Below are 19218 nucleotides of genomic sequence, written 5' to 3' on the forward strand. Positions count from 1 at the left end.
CCAGTCCTCAGTCACGCTGTGCGAAAACAAAAGGGAGGGCGGACCGGGGATCGATCCGCCCTGCAGGAGGGACTTCTAGAAGCGAGCGCTGAAGGTGGCGCCGAAGTAACGATCCGCGTCCTTGCTGACATTGGCCCAGAGGTCATAGGGGTTCGCGCCATTGGCCAGCAGCGTACCGTGGTTGAGCTGGGTGTAGTAGGTCTGGTCGAACAGGTTACGGACGAAGACCGTCACCCCATATTTGTTGTCGCTGGTGTGCACGCCCACGCTCGCATCGACGATCGCATAGCCCTTCTGGGTGAGCAGCGGATCCTGGTTCAGCGCGAAGCCGGTCTTGCTCTGATAGTTCAGGCTGATCTGGGCAAAGCCGGCGACCGGGCCGAAGTCATGCTCGTAGCGCGGCGAGACGCCGACACGATAACGCGGGGTGGCAGGCAGATTGCCGCCGACCACGTCGATGATCGCGCCCGACAGGGTGGTTACGCCGTTCACCGTGGTGCTGCGGACATAGCATTGGTTGACCGGGAAGTTCGACGAGAAGGTGCCCGTCGATGCCGTCTGGAGCGGGCAGCTCTGCCCCGGTACGTCGATCGTCGCATCGACCAGTGTGAAGTTCGCCGCGATCGACAGCCCGTCCGTGGGACGGAAATTCGCCTCGACCTCGAAGCCCTGCGAGCGCGACTTGCCGGCATTGCCGAGCACGGTGATGAAGGTGCCCGCCGCCGGATCGGTCACCAGCGCCTGCACCTGCAGGTTGGTGAAGTCCGAGCGGAACAGCGCGGCGCTGACGTCGAACTTGCCGCCCGGCGCGATCCACTTGGCACCCAGCTCGTACGCATCGACATGCTCGGGCGCGATGCCGTTCTGCGTGGCGAAGTTGGTGCTCGCGTCGATGTCGAGCGCGAACGCCTTATAGCCGCGCGTGTAGCTGCCATAGACCTGCAGGTTGCGGTTGAACTCGTAGCGCAGGCCGGCCTTGCCGGTGATCGCGCTGTCGTCGCGCGAGCGGGTGCCGCTGTTCAGCGTGATGCCCGGGAACAGCGCATCGCCGGTGACCAGCGGACCATAGACGCGGCCGGTAACCGTCTGCTTCTCATACTGGCCGCGCAGGCCGGCGATGACGTGCAGCCCGCCCACCACGCGCCAGTCGATCTGGCCGAACAGCGCGTAGTTGTCGCTCTTGAAATTGCCCTCGAAGCCCGAGGAGTCCGCGCTCGTCACCGTGCAGGCCTGGCCCAGCGTGCCGGCGGCGCAGCGCTGGCGGCGACGGTTCAGGTTCCGCTCGAGGTCGAGGTGATTGTAGAACCCGCCGACGACATAGGTGAAGTCGCTCTTGCCGTTCGAGGCGAGGCGGATTTCCTGCGAATAGTTGTTGTACCCCAGGTGCGAGGAGTTGCTGTTCCACTGCGAATAGGGGAAAGCGCCGACATAGCGGACCGGGTCGGATGCGATCTGGTCGGGCTCGAACTGGTCATTCTGGCGATAATATTGCCAGGCGGTGATCGAGGTCAGCGTGGCCGGCCCGAGATCCCAGTCGCCCTGCAGCGACACCACCGACGACTTGGTGCGATAGTAGCTCAGATCATCGTTGGAGATGGTGCGGTTCTTGGGACTGGCGACCACCTGCGGCCCGAGCAGCGTCTGCATCGCCGGAGTGACGATCGAGACCGGCACGCGTGAGCAGCAATCAGCATTGTTCTCGCGATAGTCGCCGGTCAGCAGGAAGGTGAGGTTCGAGGCGGCATCCCATTCGAGCTTGCCACGAACGCCCCAGCTCTCATTGCCGTTGACCATCTTGTCCTTGGCGACATTGTAGATGTAGCCGCCGACATGGTTGTAGAAGCCGCTGACCCGGGCGCTCAGCGTGTCGCTGATCGGGCCCGTGAGCGATCCCTTGACGCGATATTCGTTATGCTCGGCGATTGTCGCCTCGACATTGCCGCCAAAGGTCTTGGACGGGCGCGCGGTGACGATGTTGATCACGCCGGCGGTCGCGTTCTTGCCGAAAAGCGTGCCCTGCGGGCCGCGCAGCACTTCGACGCGCTCCAGATCGGCGAGGTCGCTGAAGCCCTGGGCCTGGCGCGGCGCGACCACGCCGTCGACCACCACGGCAACGGCGGATTCGACGCCCAGGCTGAACAGCTGGGTGCCTACGCCGCGGATACGGAAGCCGCTGTTGCCGGGGTTGTTGCCCTGCTGATACTGGAGCGACGGCACCGCGCGGGTGAGGCTGGAGGTGTCGTTGATCTGCGCGCTCGCCAGCGTGTTGGCGCTCACCGCGGTGACCGCGAGCGGCACTTCGACGAGACGCTCGGAACGCTTCTGCGCAGTGACGATGATCTCGCCTTCGGAAGTTGGCTCGGCCGCCGGAGCCGGCGCCTCCTGCCCGGCCGTAGTCGGCGTGGCGGCAGCGTCGGCGCTCTGTGCAAAGGCGGCGCCCGGCAGAGCCATGGCCACCGCAAGCAGCGCAGTAGCGCTGATGCCGCACTTAAGCTTCATGATCGAGACGCTCATCAGTTTCCTCCCACATCGACGGCCGCATGGCAGCCCGCCCTTGTTCTCCGTTGGAGCGGCACGACCCACGCGACCCGGCTCCCGTTCAGTCGCGTTGGCATTGCTTGCCTTAGCGCTAAATCTATCTCCTGCTGAAACTTTCCAGATGCATTGTCAATAGTGGAATGCATTGCCTAATGCGGATCGACAATTCTGCTGCGGAATTGTGCCATTTTGGTCGCATCCCCCGGCAAAGCGCAGGGAGCCAGCCTTATCGCCGGAACCGGCCGATCCCCGTCGATGCCCGTTCGATCAGCTTGAAATCGACGTGCATATCCTCTGCCCCCGCTTCCGATTCGCTCTCAGCGAGCCGCGCGATCAGGGCCAGCGTCGCCCGCTCCGCCATCTCGGCGATCGGTTGCCGGATGGTGGTGAGCGACGGCCAGGTCTTCACTGCGATCGGCGTATCGTCGAACCCGGCAACGGCGAGCGCGTCGGGAATGGCAATCCCCTTGCGGTGCGCGACCGAGAGTACCGCCGCGGCCATGTCGTCGTTCGCGGCAAAGATCGCGCTGGGTGGCTCGGGGAGATCGAGCAGCCGCCTGGCTGCCAGAAGGCCCGAGTCGAAGGAGAAGTCGCCCGCATCGATCAACTCGGGCGCGTCTGGCAGCCGATGCGCTCGCAGCGAATGGCGATATCCCTCGCGCCGCGCTCCGGTAGCGCCATGGCCTTCCGGGCCACCGATGAACCCGATCCGGCGATGCCCCAGGCTGATCAGCAGGTCGGTCATCGCCCCGGCCGCGGCGTGATCATCGACGCGCACCGTCACGATGCCCGGTATCGCCTGCCCCGCCCCCACCACCGCGATCGGCACGCCCAGTTCCTCGACGATCGGGCTGCCCGCGATCAGCTCCGAATAGGGCGGCGGCAGCAGCAGCGCATTGGCGCCGCTGCGCACCAGTCCGCGCAGCGATTCCGCCAGCCTGTCATAGTCCGGCTCGCCGCTATGCTCGACCATCAGCTGCGCGCCGCGCGTCGCTGCCGCCTGCAGGGTGCCGACCAGCATCGCGCTGAGGAACGCGTTCTGCGGATTGATATAGACCAGCCCGATCCGCGCGGCACCCGAACTGGCCAGCGCCCGCGCCGCCGCATTGGGCTTGTAGCCCAGCGTCTCGATCGCCTCGCGCACCCGCGCCCGGGTCGCCTCGCCCATCTTGCCGGTGCCGTTGAGGAAGTTCGACACTGTCATCGTCGAGGTGCCGGCATGCTCTGCCACCGCCTGGATCGTCACTCCCGAACTGCCGCGCCGCCGCGCCATCCTGCTCAGATCCTGATTCCCGGTTCGTCCCGCGACTCTATTGCCGGAATGCATACCACAGCAAGCCAGGCCCTCCACGCTTGACACCGCTTCTCGTTTAAGTTTAGCGCTAAACTAAATCATAATCGGAAATTGGAGGGTCGCGTGATGGCAAGGATCAGGCTGGGCATGACAGGCGGCGGCATCGGCTCCTTCATCGGCCCGATGCACCATCTGGGCGCGCATCTCAGCGGCCGGTTCGAGCTGGTCGCCGGGGCGTTCTCCAGCGATCCCGAGCGCGCGCGCGCCGCGGGAGCGAGCTACGGTGTCGCCCCCGATCGCTGCTATGCCGATCACGCCACAATGATCGCCGCCGAACGCGCCCGTCCCGACGGCATCCAGGCACTCGCGATCGCCACCCCCAACCATCTCCATCTGCCCGCCGCGCTCGCCGCGATCGAAGCCGGGCTGCACGTGATGTCGGACAAGCCCGCCACCGCGACGCTCGCCGAGGCCGAGCAGCTCCGCGACGCGCTGGCCGGCGGCACCAGCCTCTACGCGCTCACCTTCACCTATTCGGGCTTCCCGATCATCCGCGAGGCCCGCGCCCGCATCGCCACTGGCATGATCGGTGCGGTGCGCAAGGTGGTCGTCAGCTTTAACCAGGGCTGGCTCGCCAATGCACTCGAACAGGCCGGCAATCCCCGCGCCGCCTGGCGGATGGACCCGGCACGCTCTGGCGTGGGCGGCTGCATCTCCGATATCGGCACCCATGCCTTTCACCTTGCCGAATATGTGACCGGCGACACGGTCAGCGAGATCGTCGCCGATGTGCGCACGCATGTCCCCGGCCGCGCGCTCGACGATGACGCAAACATCCTGATGCACTTCGCCGGCGGCGCCTCGGGCGTGCTGGCCTCGTCACAGGTTGCCGTCGGCGAACGCCTCGGCTTCACCCTCCAGGTCTTCGGGGAGAAGGGCGCACTGCACTGGCAAGCCGAGGCACCCGAGACGCTGCGGCTCGTCGCGGCTGACGGCGCCGTCTCGCTGCTGAGCCCAATGTCGCCGGGCCTGCTCGTCCGCGAGCCGCTGCCGCCCGGCTTCGGCGGATCAATCCTCGCCGGCTTCGCGGTCCAGTATCGTGACTTCGCCAGGGCGATCGATGGTGACACCACGCTGATCGGCTCGACATTGCCCGGCATCGACGACGGGGTACGCACGATGCGCTTCGTCGAGACCGCTGTTCGAGCCAGCGCCGAGCGCGCCGGCTGGACCGCGCTCGCATGAGCACGCCGCTGACCATCGGCATCCTCGGCGCCGGCCCGGTGACCCAGGCGATCCATCTGCCGACGCTCGCGCAGATGCCCGAGCTGTGGCGGGTCGGGAAAGTGATGGACGTCAATCCGCAAGTGGCGGACATCGTCGCCGCGCGCTGCGGCGCCGAGGGTGTCACCGATGCCGCCGCGGTGATCGAGGATCCGTCGATCGACGCGGTCGCGATCTGCAGCCCGCACGTCTTCCATGCCGAGCAGCTGATCGCCGCCGCCCGCGCCGGCAAGCGCGCCGCGCTCGTCGAGAAGCCGCTCGCGGTCAGCCGCGCGCAGGCAGAGGAAGTCGGCCGCATCGTCGCCGAGAGCGGCATGACCGTGCTGGTCGGCACGATGCACTGGTACGATCCCGGCTTCCGCGCCGGCCTCGCTGCCTGGGAGGCAGAGGGCGCTCCTGCGACCCGCATCCGCTCGGCAATCTTCGTGCCGCCCAACGCCCAGTTCGTGAACGCCGCGACCGAGGAGGCCTTCCCCTCCCCGCCGCCGCCGGCGGCGCCCCCCGCCGAGCAGCCGCCCGAATTCCAGCGCGAGCGCCTCCGCCAGACGATCCTCGGCCTCGCCATCCACCATGTCCCGCTGCTCCGCCGCTTCTATCCGGAGCTCGGCGAAGTCGTGGAGGCACGGCGTCATCCGCCCTTCGGCTATTCGGTGCTGATGCGCCGCGGCGACCAGATTGCCGAGTTGCTCGCGGTGATGCCGGGCCAATGGCCGCCCTCCTGGAGCTTCGAAGCCGCGAACGCCGAGCGCCGGCTCAATGTCGATTTCGGTCCGTCCTACATTTCCGCCGGCTCGGGCCGCGCGACGCTGAGCGATGCGCGCGGCAGCCGCGGTTTCAGCCATGCCGACAATGGCTATGCCGCGCAGTGGCGGCACCTGCACGACGTGGTGACGCGCGGCGTGCCGCTCGACACGCCGTTCGACGTCGCGGTCGAGGATCTCGCTTTCGCGCTCGATCTTGCCGATGCCGCCGCCCGGGTGATGGAGATCGTCGAATGACCCGGCTGCACGTAAAGCCCGCACAGGGGCAGCGGCCGGTGCTGGCCAGCCTGCCCAACCGCTTCGCCATCGACGAGGCCGGTAGCGACGTCCACATCGCCTCCGGCGATGCGCTCGCGGGCATCGGCAAGGGCGCGGTGATGATCGCCGATCCGGGCCTCGCCTCCGCCGGAGCCCTGCGCGCGCTGGCGGACACCGGCGCGACGATCGGCCTCGCGCTCATCGCCGCACCGGCATTGCCCGACGCTACGATCGCCGTCTCGCGTGCCCTCAACGAAGACGTCCCGCTGATCGTCGATGCCGCCGCCGAGACCAGCGGGCCGCTGCGCGCCGCTCTGTTCGAGCTGCTGATGCTGCTCGACACGCTCGGCTGCCAAGCAAACGGCCTGCGCGTCCTCGCCGACACGCCGCACGAGATCGTCCTGGCGGTCAAGAGCGCCGACAGCTGGAACGGCGCCCGGGTCAGCGCCCGGCGCAGCTTCCGCATCCGCTTCGCGCTGGAAACCGTCTCGCGCACGCTCCGCCGCGAGATCGCCATCGACGGCACCGCCATTTCCACGCCCGCCGAGGTCCGCCTGCTCGATGCCGGCGGCACCCGCACCGCGCTGCCCCGCTACGAGGGCGGTCTGCGCGCTGCGTGGAAGGCGCTCCATGCCCGCCTCACCGAAGGCGCCGGCGACGATGGCCAGATCGGGACCGCGATCCGCCTGCTCGGCCTGCTCGATGCCAGCGGAATCGCCTAGCCTATCGGATAGGCGACATAGGCGAGATGGCGCCCGTCGGGCGACCAGTTGTTGACGTTGATCGATCCCTGCCCGCCGAAGAAGCTCGCGATCGCCCGCGGCTCCCCGCCACCGATCGGCATCGTCCGCAGCTCGACGGGCAGGTTGGGCGGGTGCCCGGTCGTGCCCTCGGGATAGCTGAGATAGGCGATGATCTCGCCGGTGGGATCGGGATGCGGGAACCAGTCGACGCGGCTGCCCGCGCGCATCCGTTCGATCCCGCTGCCGTCGGGCCGCATGCGGAACAGGCTGGCGTCGCCGGGTACGCGCGCTTCCAGCTCGCCGTTGAACCAGATCCAGCCGCCATCCGGCGTCCATTCGGGCCCGTCGACCGGCGCAAGCCCCTCGAACAGCTGCCGCGCCGGGCCGCCCGCCTCGGGCACGATCGCGATGCCCCAGCGCAGCGGCTCGCCCGGCCGGATCGTCGCGCAGGCAAGTTCGCTGCCATCGGGCGAGATGCCGTGGAGATAATAAGCGAGCCCATCCTCCGGGCTCACCCGGCGCGGCGTGCCGCCCGCGACCGGCACCGCATGCACCTTGCGCGCGGCGGTGATGTAGAGCGTCCGGCCATCGGGCGAGAGCAGATGATCGTTGTTCGCATCGTCGATCCCCGCGATCGGGATCGGCGCAAGCACCGGCGCGCCATCGAGCGGCAAGCGGAACAGATGGCCGCCGCCATTGACGATCAGCGCGCTGCCGTCGGGCGTCCAGTTCGGCGCCTCGAGCAGCCGGTCGGCCTGCAGCACGAGCCGATCCTCGCTGCCGTCGCGGCTGACGATGCGGACCTGCGCGACCTGGCCGGGCAGCAGCGGGCGGAACGGGCCATGGGCGGGATTGGCGCCGGGCGGTGCATTCGTTGTAATCATCGTGCACATGGCTCCTGGCCGTTTGACAGGCTCATGCCTAGATGATTTAGCGCTAAATTCAACCAAGATCGGGGGAGCGAGCGGATGCAGCCGGAAGAGATCGACCGCGAGGAGCAGGCGCTGGCGCTCGCCCATTTCGATGCCGAGGACGCCTGGTGGCTCGGCTGCCATCTGCGTGCCCGTGGCGCGACGGCAAATGCGCCGATCGCGATCGAGATACGTCGCGCCGACACGCGACTGTTCAGCGCGCTCCTGCCAGGCGCCACCCGGGACAATCTCGGCTGGATCGACCGCAAGATTGCCCTCGTCATGCGCTTCGAGCGCGCCAGCTACGCGATACGCCTCAAGTTCGACGCCGCCCCGCCAGGCGCGTTCGAGCGCTTCGGCCTCGACCTGCGCACCCATGTCGCCGCCGGCGGCGCGGTGCCGATCCGGATCGCCGGCACCGGGGTGGTCGGCGCAGTCGCGGTCAGCGGCCTCGTCCAGGAAGAGGACCATCGCTACGTTGTCGAGGCGCTCGCCGCATTGAAGGCGCACCAGGAGGCCCGGGCATGAGCACCGCACCCGTCCGCTGGGGCATACTCGGCCCCGGCGCCATCGCCCGCGACTTCCTCGCCGGTGCCGCCGGCTCCGCGACCGGGACGATTGCCGCGCTAGGCACCCGCAACCCGAACCGGCCCGATCTCGCCGAGCATTTCCCCGGCATCCGCGTGGTCACCGGCTATGAGGCGCTGATCGCCGATCCCGAGGTCGACGCGATCTACATCGCCACCCCGCACACCCACCACGCGCATTGGGCGATCGCGGCGGCCCGGGCCGGCAAGCATGTGCTGTGCGAGAAGCCGATGGGCGTCTGCGCCGCCGAGACCGAGGCGATGTTCGCCGCCGCGCGCGCCGCGGGCACCTTCCTGGGCGAGGCGTTCATGTACCGCTTCCACCCGCTCGCCGCGCGCATCGCCGAGCTGGTGCGTGCCGACGCAATCGGCGCGGTGCGGATGATCCGGTCGAGCTTCGGCTTCGCGGTGCCCGAGGCGGCACGCACCGGCCACCGGCTGTTCCAGCCCGAGCTGGGCGGCGGCGCGATCCTCGACCTGGCCGGCTATCCGGCCTCGATGGCCGGGCTGATCGCCGGCGCCCGCACCGGCGGCGTGATCCCGATGCCCTGCGCGGTCAAAGCGGTCGCCCATTTCGGGCCGAGCGGCGTCGAGGAATGGACCTCGGCGCTGCTCCGCTTCCCCGGCGGGATCACCGCCGATCTCTCCTGCTCGGTCACCGTGCGGCAGGACAATGTGCTGCACGTGATGGGCACCACCGGCCGGATCGAGGTCGACCAGTTCTGGTTCGCCGGCGGCAAGACCGGCGGCACCAACATCATGCGCCTGATCCGCCCCGACGGCACGCACGAGGAGATCGCGGTCGAGGAACCGCGCCACCTCTACAGCTTCCAGTTCGAAGCGGCGAACCGCGCGATCCTTTCCGGCGCGACCGAATTCGCCCATCCCGGCCTCGACGCGGCGGACAGCATCGCCACCGCCCGCATCGTCGACCGATGGCTGGAGGAGATCAGAGCCTGACGCGCGTCTCGATCAGCGCGTCTGAGGCACCGCCGACCAGCACGCGATAGTCGCCACCCTCCAGTCGCCAGCCATGGGTCGCCGGATCGCGCCAGCGCAGGCTGTCCAGCGCCACGACCATCTGGACGATCTTCGTCTCGCCCGGTGCCAGCGCGACACGATCGAAGGCGCGGAGCAGCTTGACCGGCTGTTCGGCCTCGACGCCCGGCGCGCCGACATAGCATTGCACGACTTCCTCGGCCGCCACGGTGCCGGTGTTGCGCACCGCGACAGAGACCAGGATCGCTCCGTCCTGCACCCGCGCCTTCAGCCCGCGATAGGTGAAGCGGGCATAGGACAAGCCATGGCCAAAGGCGTAGCGCGGCTCGGTCTGGTCGCGGTCGAACTTGGTGTAGCCGTGCCAGCGGTCATATTCGATCGCTTCGGCATCGCGATCGAAGAACGGATAGTCGGCGGCGTCACGCGCTACGGTGAAGGGCAGCTTGCCCGAGGGACTGACCTCGCCGAACAACAGGCTGGCCAGCGCGTGGCCGCCTTCCATGCCGGCGTAGAAGCTCATCAGGATCGCGCCGGCCTCTCCGCGCCATTCCTCGACCAGCACCGCCGAGCCGGCGACCAGCACCACCACCACCGGCTTGCCGCCCGCGGCGGCGGCCCGGATCAGCGCGACCTGCGCCTCGGGCAGGCCGAGCGACAGGCGATCACCGCCTATCGGCTCCTTCGAGATGCTCGGGCGGCCCGGCTTGCCATCGGCGCCGAGCGCGATGTCGCCGATGATGTACTCGCCCTCTTCCTTGGCAGTGAAGCCGGCAACGACCACCACGGCATCGGCAGCGGCCGCCGCCTGCTGCGCGACATCGAGGTCCTCGCCACTGGCATAGGTAACGGCATCCTCGCCCAGACGGGCACGCAGGCCCTGGAGCGGCGTCACCACATAGGGCGCGCGCACCCGGCTCGAGCCATTGTCGCCGGTATTCTCCATATCGGCGAGCGCCCCCAGCACCGCGAGCCTGCCCACCTTTTCACGGCTGAAAGGCAGCGTCCCGTCATTCTCCAGCAGCACCGCGCATTTCTCGGCGACTTCGCGGGCGAGCGCGCGGTGGCTGTCCTGCGCGATCAGGTCCTTGGAATAATCCTCCAGCGGATCTTCCTGCGCGGCGAAACGGAACTGGGTGGTGAGGATGCGGCGGCAGGCCTGGTCGATCACTTCGGGCTCGACCGTACCCGCCTCGACCGCGGCGCTGAGCTTCTCGCCGAAGATCAGCGGCTCGGGATTCTCGACATCGAGGCCGGCGGCGGCGCCGTACACCTTGTGCACTCCGCGCACCCAGTCCGAATGGACGAAGCCCTGGAAGCCCCATTCGCCGCGCAGCACATCGGTGAGCAGCGCGCGGCTCTGGCCGCAGAACTCGCCATTCACCTTGTTGTAGGCGGTCATCACTGTCGCCACGCCGGCATCGAGGCAATGCTTGAAGTGCGGCAGATAGACTTCGTGCATCGCGCGCTCGTCGGCGGTGACGTTCACCTTGAAGCGGGCGTTTTCCATGGAGTTCAGCGCGAAATGCTTCACCGTGGCGATCACATTGTGCGCCTGGATGCCGGTGCCCATCGCGGCCCCCATCACGCCCAGGTGCCAGGGATCCTCGCCATAGGTCTCCTGCGCGCGCCCCCAGGCCGGGTGGCGCAGCAGGTTGATGCAGACTGCGCCCGAGAAGCTGCAATCCTGCGCGCGCGCTTCGACGCCCATCACCTCGCCGACGCGCCGCTCCAGCGCGACGTCGAACGTGGCGCCGCGCGCCATGGTGCAGGGGAAGCAGGTCGATCCGACCCGGGTGACGCCACGCGGGCCGTCGGTGAACATCAGCGGCGGAATGCCCAGCCTCTCGGCGCCGCCGCCGGCGCGATAGGGCCGCGCGCCCCAGATCCGGTCATCCTCGGCCAGCGCGTCGAAGAAGCCCTTGCCGGACATCATCGCGACCTTCTCTTCCAGGCGCAGCTCGGCGAGCACGTGGGTCACCAGCGCATCGATTTCCCGCGGGCTCGCGCCCTTGGCCGGCATCCAGCCCGCTTCCCTCTCCACTGCGCCCGATATGGTTGCCACGCTCTGCCTCTCCCTTGCGCCCGCACGCCAAACTCGAGGCGCTCGCATTAGAATTAGCGCTAAAGCACACCTTGCGACGCTTGGGTAGCCGAAAAGAACGGGCCTTGCTGCGAGACCCGGCTGCCGTGCGGCGGGCGGCCCTCCCTACGGGCCCGCCACGCACAGCGCGCTCAATCTATTTTGATCATTGACATGAGCGAAAAAGAGCGAGATTGAATGATTGTGGAAAAAGTCGCCGGATGAGCGATCCCACCGGCGGAGGGCAAAGCGCTCCGCGGAAATGAGAGTCCGAAGGACCAATTGGGGAGGGAATATGAACAGCGAGATTATGGAACCGCGTGCGCGCGGATTCGCGAAGCAGGCAGGGCTCTCGATGCTGGCCCTCGCCACCATGCTGGCCGCGGCCGGCACGGCCCATGCGCAGCAGACCGCGCCGGCAGCTCCCGAGGCTGCGCAGGCGCCGTCCGACGCGCAGGCGGTGGAAGAAGAGATCATCGTCACCGGCACCTTGCTGCGCGGCGTCGCGCCGACCGGCACCAACGTGATCGGCATCAACCGCGACACGATCACCGCGCGCGGCGTCACCTCGTCGAACGACCTGCTCGCCAAGATCCCGCAGATCGGCAATTTCGGCACGGTGCCGACGGGCACGCCCTCGTTCGGCCTCCCGGTGATCCGCCCCAATATCCGCAACCTCGGCGCCTCGGGCGGCAGCACCACGCTGGTGCTGATCAACGGCCATCGCGGCGTCGGCGCAGGCATCCTGCAGACCACGGTCGACCCCTCGATCCTGCCGCCCGACATCCTCGAGCGCGTCGAGGTGGTGCCGGACGGCGGCTCGGCCATCTACGGCTCGGACGCGATCGGCGGCGTGGTCAACTTCATCACCCGCAAGCGTTTCGACGGCGTCTCGGCCAATCTGCGCTACGGCTTCGCCGACGACTATCACTCGGTCGACGGCAGCCTGACCGCCGGCAAGGACTGGGGCAGCGGATCGCTGTTCGTCGCCTATGCCTATGCGAAGCACGACGATATTCTCGGTATCGATCGCGACTATACCTCGGCCGACCGGCGCTCGAAGGGCGGCGGCGACTTCCGGGTCACCACCTGCGCGCCGGGCAACATCCAGATCGGCGCGACCAGCTATGCCCTGCCCGCCCGCACCGCCGGCACGGTCAACAAGTGCGACCAGAATGCCTATGCCAGCATCTTCCCGCGCGAGGAGCGGCACTCGGTCTTCGCGTCGCTGACCCAGCATCTCGACGACGCCGTCACCTTCTCGGCCACCGCCTATTGGTCGCGCCGCGACACGACCAGCCGCGAGGCGCAGGGGATGCTCTCGGGCACGATCAGCGTACTCAACCCCAATTTCCGCACCGTCGCCGGCGAATTGCAGCACAATGTCAGCATTTCCTTCGCCGATGTCTTCGGAAACAGCCTCACCAGCCACCAGCGCTTCGACTCCTATGGCGTGACGCCGGGCTTCTCCTTCGCGCTCGGCAAGGGCTGGCAGCTGCGCGCGGAGAGCAATTTCGGGCGAAGCCAGAACCTCGTCCGCCAGGCGGCGCTCGACACCACCACCGCGACGCTCGCGCTGGCCGGCCTGATCCCGGGCATGGCGCTCAACCTCTACAACCTCGCCGCCAGCAGCCCGGCCGCACTCGCCGCGATCCGCAACTATGAGAATTACGGCGACGCCACCCAGGAACTGGCCGAGGGACGGTTGATCCTCGACGGCAGCCTCGCGCATCTCGCCGGCGGCGACATCCGCCTCGCGGTCGGCGCGGAATATCATGCCGAGAACATCTCGTCGCGCATCTCGCAGGGCGCGGTGGGGGCCTTTGCCAACGTCAAGACCTCGCGCGCCTCGCGCGACGTCCGCTCGGCGTTCGGCGAGCTGCTGGTCCCGATCGTCGGCGCCGGCAATGGCAGCGCCGGCCTGCGCGGGCTGCAGCTCTCGGCCTCGGTCCGCTATGACGATTACAGCGACCAGGGCGGCACCACCAACCCGAAGATCGGGGTGAACTACAAGCCGTTCACCGACCTGACGATCCGCGGCAACTGGGGCACCTCGTTCCACGCGCCGAGCCTGGCCGACACGACCAACACCTCGGACTCGCGCGCGACGGTGCTGCCGTTCAGCCCGTTCCTCGCGCCGGGCGCCCTGCCCACCGATCCGCTGCGCTCGACCATCGTGCTGGCGGGCGGCAACCCCAACCTGAAGCCCGAGCGCGCCGATACCTGGTCCGCCGGGTTCGACTGGACGCCCAGGGCGGTGCCGGGGCTGGTGGCGAACCTCACTTATTATAACGTGAAGTTCAAGGAGGCGATCGGGCTCGCGCCCTTCCTGTCGCCGACGCTGTTCACCAATCCGAACTATGCCAGCTTCTACACGCTGAGCCCGACCCTGGCACAGGCCCAGGCACGGGTGGGCAGCCTTGCCGTGGTCGGCGCGCCGAGCATCGCCAGCCTCTATGCCGGCCCGCTCGGCCCCTATGTGATCATCGATGCACGCCGCAACAATCTGGGCGCGGTCAACACCGACGGGCTCGACTTCAACCTGGCCTATACCCGCCTGACCGGCTTCGGCGCGATCAACGCCAGCATTGCCGGCACCTACACGCTCAACCGCAAGTCGCAGGCAGTCTCGGGCGGGGCCTTTGCCGACGACCTGAAGAACGGCGTCGGCCGCACCGCCTTCGTCGCCACCCTGGGCGGCAAGTCGGGCGGGTTCATCGCCTCGGCCTCGTACAACTACAAGGGCGGCTTCCCGATCCTCGGCGTCACGCCGCAGACCCGGGTGGGCGCGTTCCAGACCGTCGATGCCTTCCTCGCCTATGACCTGGGCACGCATGGCTTCCTCAAGAACGCGATGCTGACGCTGAACGTCGACAACATCTTCGACCGGGATCCGCCCTGGCTGAACAGCGCCGCCGCCTATACCAATGGCAGCACGCTGGGACGGCTCGTCACCTTCGGCATCCGGACCAAATTCTAAGGAAAGGGGTCCCCCAGGTGTCTTTCCCGTTATCCGCTCTGGCGATGCGTACTCCTTCGTCCAGGGCGGTCCGTACCCTGTTGGTCTCGGGCGCCGCGGCCATGGCTCTCCTCACCGCCATGGCCGCCTGGGCGCAGGACGGCGTGCCCACCAGGCTGACGGTGGAATATACCGATGCGGCGCTCGGCATCGACGAGCCGGCACCACGTCTCGGCTGGCACTCGCCCGCGAAGCGCCAGGCGGCGTATCAGGTCCGCGTCACCGCCGGGGGCAAGCCGGTATGGGACAGCGGCAAGATCGTCTCGAGCGAGAATGCCCAGATCGCCTATGCCGGTCCCGCCCTGAAGGCCCGCACCCGCTATGCCTGGCAGGTCAGGACCTGGGACGCGGACGGACGCGAGAGCGGCTGGAGCGCCCCCGCCTGGTGGGAGATGGGCCTGCTCGCCCCCGCCGACTGGTCGGGCGGCTGGATCGCCGGCCCGGCGCGCCGCGACCATGACTGGAGCGACCTGCGCTTCGAAAGCGACCTGACGCTCACGGGCAGTTCCGTCGACCTGCTCTTCCGCGCCCGCGCCGCCGGCAAGACCTATGGCGAGGCCTATGTCTGGACGCTTGCCGAGGAGAAGACCGGTCCCGTCCTCATCGCCCGCGTCCGCCGCTATCCGGGCGGCAGCAGCTCCGGCGTGAAGACCACCGAGCTCAAGCGCGTCCCGCTCACCGGCATCACGCTGAAGGGCGTGCGCCACAAGGTGACGATCACCGCCACCGGATCGAGCATCGCCACCGCGATCGACGGCAAGCAGGTCGACCTGCTCACCGACAGCGGCCAGCCGCACGGCACGATCGGCTTCTCCTCGCGCGAGGCCGGTGCCGCGACGATCCACGCCGTCAGCGTGACCGGCACCGGCAGCCCGGCCTTCGCCACCCGCTTCCCGGCCAATGACAACCCGTTCGTCGGCGGCACGGTCGAGAGCGATGGCCTAACGGTCGCCGCCGGCGTGCCCAATATCGACATCGTCCTGCCGATCGAGGCTCCCGCCCCGCTCGTCCGCAAGGCCTTCACCCTGCCGGCGAAGAAGATCGCCGCCGCGCGCCTCTATGTCGCCGGTGCCGGCTGGCCGCGCATGGTGCTGAACGGCACCACCGTCGGCGAAAGCGCGATGGCAAGCGGCTTCACCGCGTACGACAAGCGCGTGCTCTACCAGAGCTACGACGTCACCGCCCGCGTCCGCGCCGGGCAGAACGTCCTCGGCGCCGAGCTCGGCCGCGGCTGGTACGGCCTCACCGATCCCAACGAATGGTATTTCAACCAGGCGCCCTGGCACGGCGAGCCCGCGCTCAAGGCGCAGCTCGAAGTGACCTTCGCCGACGGATCGCGCCAGACAATCGCCAGCGACAGGAGCTGGCAAACGATCTCCGGGCCCACTCGCAACGATTCCGTCCATCGCGGCGAGCGCTACGATGCGCGCCTGCTTCCGGCCGGCTGGGACAAGGCCGGCTTCGCGCCCAAGGGCTGGACCGCCGCGCAGGTGGTCGAAGGGCCCAAGGGCGTGCTTCAGGCCGCCAATGTCGAGCCGATCGCCCCGGTCGAGCAGATCGCGCCGGTGTCGCTCACCCAGGTCAAGCCCGGCGTCTGGGTCTATGATTTCGGTCGCATCTTCTCGGGCTGGACCAGCCTCGACGTCAGCGGACCGCGCGGCACCACCGTCTCGCTCGTCGCCAGCGAGCGGATCAACGATGCCGGCATGGTCGTCCCCGCCTCGGGCCTGATCGATGCGCAGCTGCAGACGGATCGCTATACGCTGGCAGGCAAGGGCCGCGAGCGCTGGGCGCCGAGCTTCGGCTATCGCGGCTTCCGCTATGTCGAGCTGCGGGGCTTCCCCGGCACGCCGACACTGGCGACGCTCACCGGCAAGATCGCGCACAGCGCCGTCGCCCGTATCGGCAGCTTCACCAGCGCCAACAAGCTGCTCGAGGCGATCGACCAGGCATCGATTCGCACGATCCTGAACAACATGCACGGCTATCAGACCGATACGCCGACCTATGAGAAGAATGGCTGGACCGGCGACGCCCAGGCCTCCGCCGGCGCCGCCGCGCGCAGCCTCGACATCGCCCGCGTCTGGACCAAGTGGCTGAACGACTATCCCGATGCCCAGGCGCCGAGCGGCGAGCTGCCCGAGATCGTCCCCGCCACGCCTTTCTACGGCTATGAGAACACCCCCGGCTGGTCGTTCGTCTGGGGACCCTCGACGCCCTGGGACGTCGCCGCGATGATCCTGCCCTGGGAGCTCTACCAGGCGCAGGGCGACACCCGCATCCTCGCGCGGATGCACGACATGCAGAAGCGGCTGGTCGACTATACCGCCACCGTCTTCAAGGCGCCCGACTATCGCCACGACAAGGGGCTGAGCGAATGGAGCGCCCCCGGCCCGCTCGACATCTTCGCCACCAGCAATGGCGGGATCGATGCGATCACCACCGCCTATTTCTTCCATGAAGCGGATCTGCTGGCCAAATCCTCGGCAGTGATCGGCAACACGGCCGATGCCGAGCGCTATGGTGCGCTCGCCGCCGATATCCGTCGTGCCTATAACGCCCGCTACTGGGACGGTGCGAACGGCTGGTACCGCACGCTCGACGACAAGGGCGCGACCAAGGGGGCCACCCAGTCGCAGAACATCCTGCCGCTCGCCTTCGGCATGGTGCCCGATGGCCAGGAGCAGAAGGTCGCCGACACGCTGGCCAAGGATGTCGAGGCACGCGGCCTGCGCGCCGGGGTGTTCGGCACACGCTACCTGCTCGATCTGCTCAGCGACTATGGCCATGCCGATATCGCCTATCGGCTGGCGACGCGCACCGACGAGCCGAGCTGGGGCTTCTGGCTGACCAGCGGCAACGGCACGCTATTCGAGTCCTGGGGCCTCAACGCTCGCTCGCGCGACCATCATTATTTCGGCTCGATCGCCGACTGGATGCGCCGGCGCCTTGCCGGCCTGCGTCCCGGTACGCCCGGCTATCGGCAAGTGCTGGTCCGTCCCGAGATCCCGCAGGGTCTGGCCTCGGCGGCTGCGACGATGGCGACGCCGCAGGGCGAGGCCAGGGCCGGCTGGACGGTCGAGAATGGCCGCCTGACCCTCACCGCCACCGTACCGATGAACGCCAGCGGCGAGATCTGGGTGCCCAATCGCTTCGGCGCGGTCGAAACCGTACCGGCCGGCGCCACGCTGCTCCGCACCACCGATGCCGCGACCGTCTACGCCACCGGCCCCGGCAGCTTCACCTTCGTCACCAGGGGCAATCGATGAAGTCCTCCCTGATCGCCCTATCCCTGCTGCTCGCCGGCACCGCCCAGGCGCAGGAGGTCCGCGCGCCCGCCGGCACGCTGAGCGGTGCCACGGCCTCGGGCGTCACCAGCTTCAAGGGCATTCCCTATGCCGCCGCGCCGGTCGGCCCGCTGCGCTGGCATGCGCCGCTGCCCGCGCCTGTCTGGACCGGCACGCGCGACGCGACCGGCTATGGCAATGACTGCGTCCAGGCGCGCATGCCGGGCGACCTCGCCAACACGACGCTGCCGATGTCCGAGGATTGCCTGTTCCTCAACGTCTGGACCCCGCAGCCGCGCGCCGGGGCGAAGCTGGCGGTGATGGTCTACATCCATGGCGGCGGCTTCTCAACCGGATCGGGCAGCTCGGCGATCCTCGACGGCAGTCGGCTCGCCGCGCGCGGCGTGGTGGTCGTCACGCTGAACTATCGCCTGGGCCGCTTCGGTTTCTTCGCGCATCCCGCATTGACCAAGGAGGCCGGCACCGGCGCCAATGGCAATTGGGGCCTGATGGACCAGATCGCCGCGCTGCAATGGGTGAAGCGCAACATCGCTGCGTTCGGCGGCGATCCGGCCAATGTCACGATCTTCGGCGAGTCCGCCGGCGGGGAGTCGGTCAACCGGCTGATGGTCTCGCCCGCCGCGAAGGGGCTGTTCGCCAAGGCGATCGCCGCCTCGGGCGGTGGCCGCGATGGCTGGCCGGACATCGCCACGGGCGAGGCCAAGGGCCTGGCCTTCGCGAAGAGCACGGGCGCCGAAGACCTCGCCGCGCTGCGTGCGCTGCCCGCTGACAAGGTCCAGGGCGGCATCGGCCTGCTCAATCCGGACGAGGCCAAATATTCGGGCCCGATGACCGACGGCCGGATCGTCACCGGCGACACCGACGCGCTGCTCGCCGCCGGCAAGGCGCGCGGCATCCGCATGGTGATCGGATCGAACAGCGACGAGCTCGGCTTCATCCCCGCGCCCTTCCTCAAGGGTTTCGTCGCCAAGGCGACCGAGAAGCTGGGCGCCGCCGCCGAGACGGTGCGCGCCGCCTATGGCTCGGCCGAAGCCTATGAGCGGCACATCCCGAGCGACTTCACCTTCACCGAACCTGCCTGGTCGCTCGCCAGCCGCCAGGCGGCGGTCGCGCCGACCTGGCTCTACCGGTTCGGCTATGTCGCCGAGGCAAAGCGCGCCACGCTGGCCGGCGCCTCGCACGCCACCGACGTGCCCTATCAGTTCGACAATCTCGCCGCCGCCGGCGGCACGCCGACGCCCGCCGACATGGCGGCGGCCAAGCTGGTCGCCGATCACTGGGTCCGCTTCGCCAAGACGGGCGATCCCGGCTGGCCACGCTTTGGGGCGAACGGCCAGATGCTAGTGATTAGCAATAACGGCGCCGCGCCCGCCCCGGCCGGCGCACCCGAGATCAAGGCGATCGCCGCCGCCCGCGATGCGGCCAAGCACAAATGA

At 68.5% G+C, this 19218-nt stretch carries 12 protein-coding genes; 8 read left to right on the forward strand and 4 right to left on the reverse strand.

Annotated features, from left to right (window positions below; genetic code table 11):
• Positions 1-75 precede the first annotated feature (75 nt).
• Entirely contained in the window at positions 76-2514 is a 2439-nt protein-coding gene (locus ACEN8G_RS11455; protein WP_413418463.1) for a TonB-dependent receptor, read from the reverse strand.
• Positions 2515-2764: 250 nt separating this feature from the next.
• Positions 2765-3811 carry a LacI family DNA-binding transcriptional regulator gene (locus tag ACEN8G_RS11460; RefSeq protein WP_413418461.1) on the reverse strand — a complete coding sequence of 349 codons (1047 nt, stop codon included), beginning with the start codon at positions 3809-3811 and terminating at the stop codon, positions 2765-2767.
• A gap of 147 nt (positions 3812-3958) precedes the next feature.
• Between ACEN8G_RS11460 and ACEN8G_RS11465 the strand changes: the two genes are divergently transcribed.
• The 3 genes from ACEN8G_RS11465 to ACEN8G_RS11475 are packed head-to-tail and all read left to right on the forward strand — an operon-like array spanning position 3959 to position 6857.
• On the forward strand, positions 3959-5077 hold the full coding sequence (locus tag ACEN8G_RS11465; protein ID WP_413418457.1) for a Gfo/Idh/MocA family protein: 1119 nt from the start codon (positions 3959-3961) through the stop codon (positions 5075-5077).
• Positions 5074-6114 carry a Gfo/Idh/MocA family protein gene (locus ACEN8G_RS11470; RefSeq protein WP_413740789.1) on the forward strand — a complete coding sequence of 347 codons (1041 nt, stop codon included), beginning with the start codon at positions 5074-5076 and terminating at the stop codon, positions 6112-6114. Before ACEN8G_RS11465 ends, ACEN8G_RS11470 begins: the two co-directional genes overlap by 4 nt.
• Positions 6111-6857 carry a hypothetical protein gene (locus ACEN8G_RS11475; protein ID WP_413416730.1) on the forward strand — a complete coding sequence of 249 codons (747 nt, stop codon included), beginning with the start codon at positions 6111-6113 and terminating at the stop codon, positions 6855-6857. Before ACEN8G_RS11470 ends, ACEN8G_RS11475 begins: the two co-directional genes overlap by 4 nt.
• Here ACEN8G_RS11475 and ACEN8G_RS11480 read toward each other — a convergent pair.
• Positions 6854-7762, reverse strand: a complete 909-nt coding sequence (locus tag ACEN8G_RS11480; protein ID WP_413416732.1) for a hypothetical protein — start codon at positions 7760-7762, stop codon at positions 6854-6856. The genes ACEN8G_RS11475 and ACEN8G_RS11480 overlap by 4 nt on opposite strands.
• Before the next feature lie 84 nt (positions 7763-7846).
• On the opposite strand from ACEN8G_RS11480, the gene ACEN8G_RS11485 reads away from it, so the two are divergent.
• Both ACEN8G_RS11485 and ACEN8G_RS11490 read left to right on the forward strand, forming a co-directional pair.
• Positions 7847-8317 carry a heme-degrading domain-containing protein gene (locus ACEN8G_RS11485; protein WP_413416734.1) on the forward strand — a complete coding sequence of 157 codons (471 nt, stop codon included), beginning with the start codon at positions 7847-7849 and terminating at the stop codon, positions 8315-8317.
• The gene (locus ACEN8G_RS11490; RefSeq protein ID WP_413416736.1) at positions 8314-9336 is read left to right on the forward strand and encodes a Gfo/Idh/MocA family protein; all 1023 of its coding nucleotides are present in this window, start codon (positions 8314-8316) and stop codon (positions 9334-9336) included. Before ACEN8G_RS11485 ends, ACEN8G_RS11490 begins: the two co-directional genes overlap by 4 nt.
• Here ACEN8G_RS11490 and ACEN8G_RS11495 read toward each other — a convergent pair.
• The gene (locus ACEN8G_RS11495) at positions 9326-11437 is read right to left on the reverse strand and encodes a beta-glucosidase (protein ID WP_413416738.1); all 2112 of its coding nucleotides are present in this window, start codon (positions 11435-11437) and stop codon (positions 9326-9328) included. The genes ACEN8G_RS11490 and ACEN8G_RS11495 overlap by 11 nt on opposite strands.
• A gap of 313 nt (positions 11438-11750) precedes the next feature.
• On the opposite strand from ACEN8G_RS11495, the gene ACEN8G_RS11500 reads away from it, so the two are divergent.
• The 3 genes from ACEN8G_RS11500 (at position 11751) to ACEN8G_RS11510 (ending at position 19218) form a co-directional block, all read left to right on the forward strand.
• Complete coding sequence (locus tag ACEN8G_RS11500) at positions 11751-14435, forward strand: TonB-dependent receptor domain-containing protein (protein WP_413416740.1); 2685 nt, start codon at positions 11751-11753, stop codon at positions 14433-14435.
• Positions 14436-14536: 101 nt separating this feature from the next.
• Complete coding sequence (locus tag ACEN8G_RS11505; protein ID WP_413416742.1) at positions 14537-17743, forward strand: family 78 glycoside hydrolase catalytic domain; 3207 nt, start codon at positions 14537-14539, stop codon at positions 17741-17743.
• Positions 17740-19218: a carboxylesterase/lipase family protein gene (locus ACEN8G_RS11510; protein WP_413416744.1), complete on the forward strand. Its 1479-nt coding sequence runs from the start codon at positions 17740-17742 to the stop codon at positions 19216-19218. The genes ACEN8G_RS11505 and ACEN8G_RS11510 overlap by 4 nt, the downstream gene beginning before the upstream one ends.

The sequence above is a fragment of the Sphingomonas sp. Sphisp66 genome (assembly GCF_047324325.1).
GTDB lineage: Bacteria > Pseudomonadota > Alphaproteobacteria > Sphingomonadales > Sphingomonadaceae > Sphingomonas.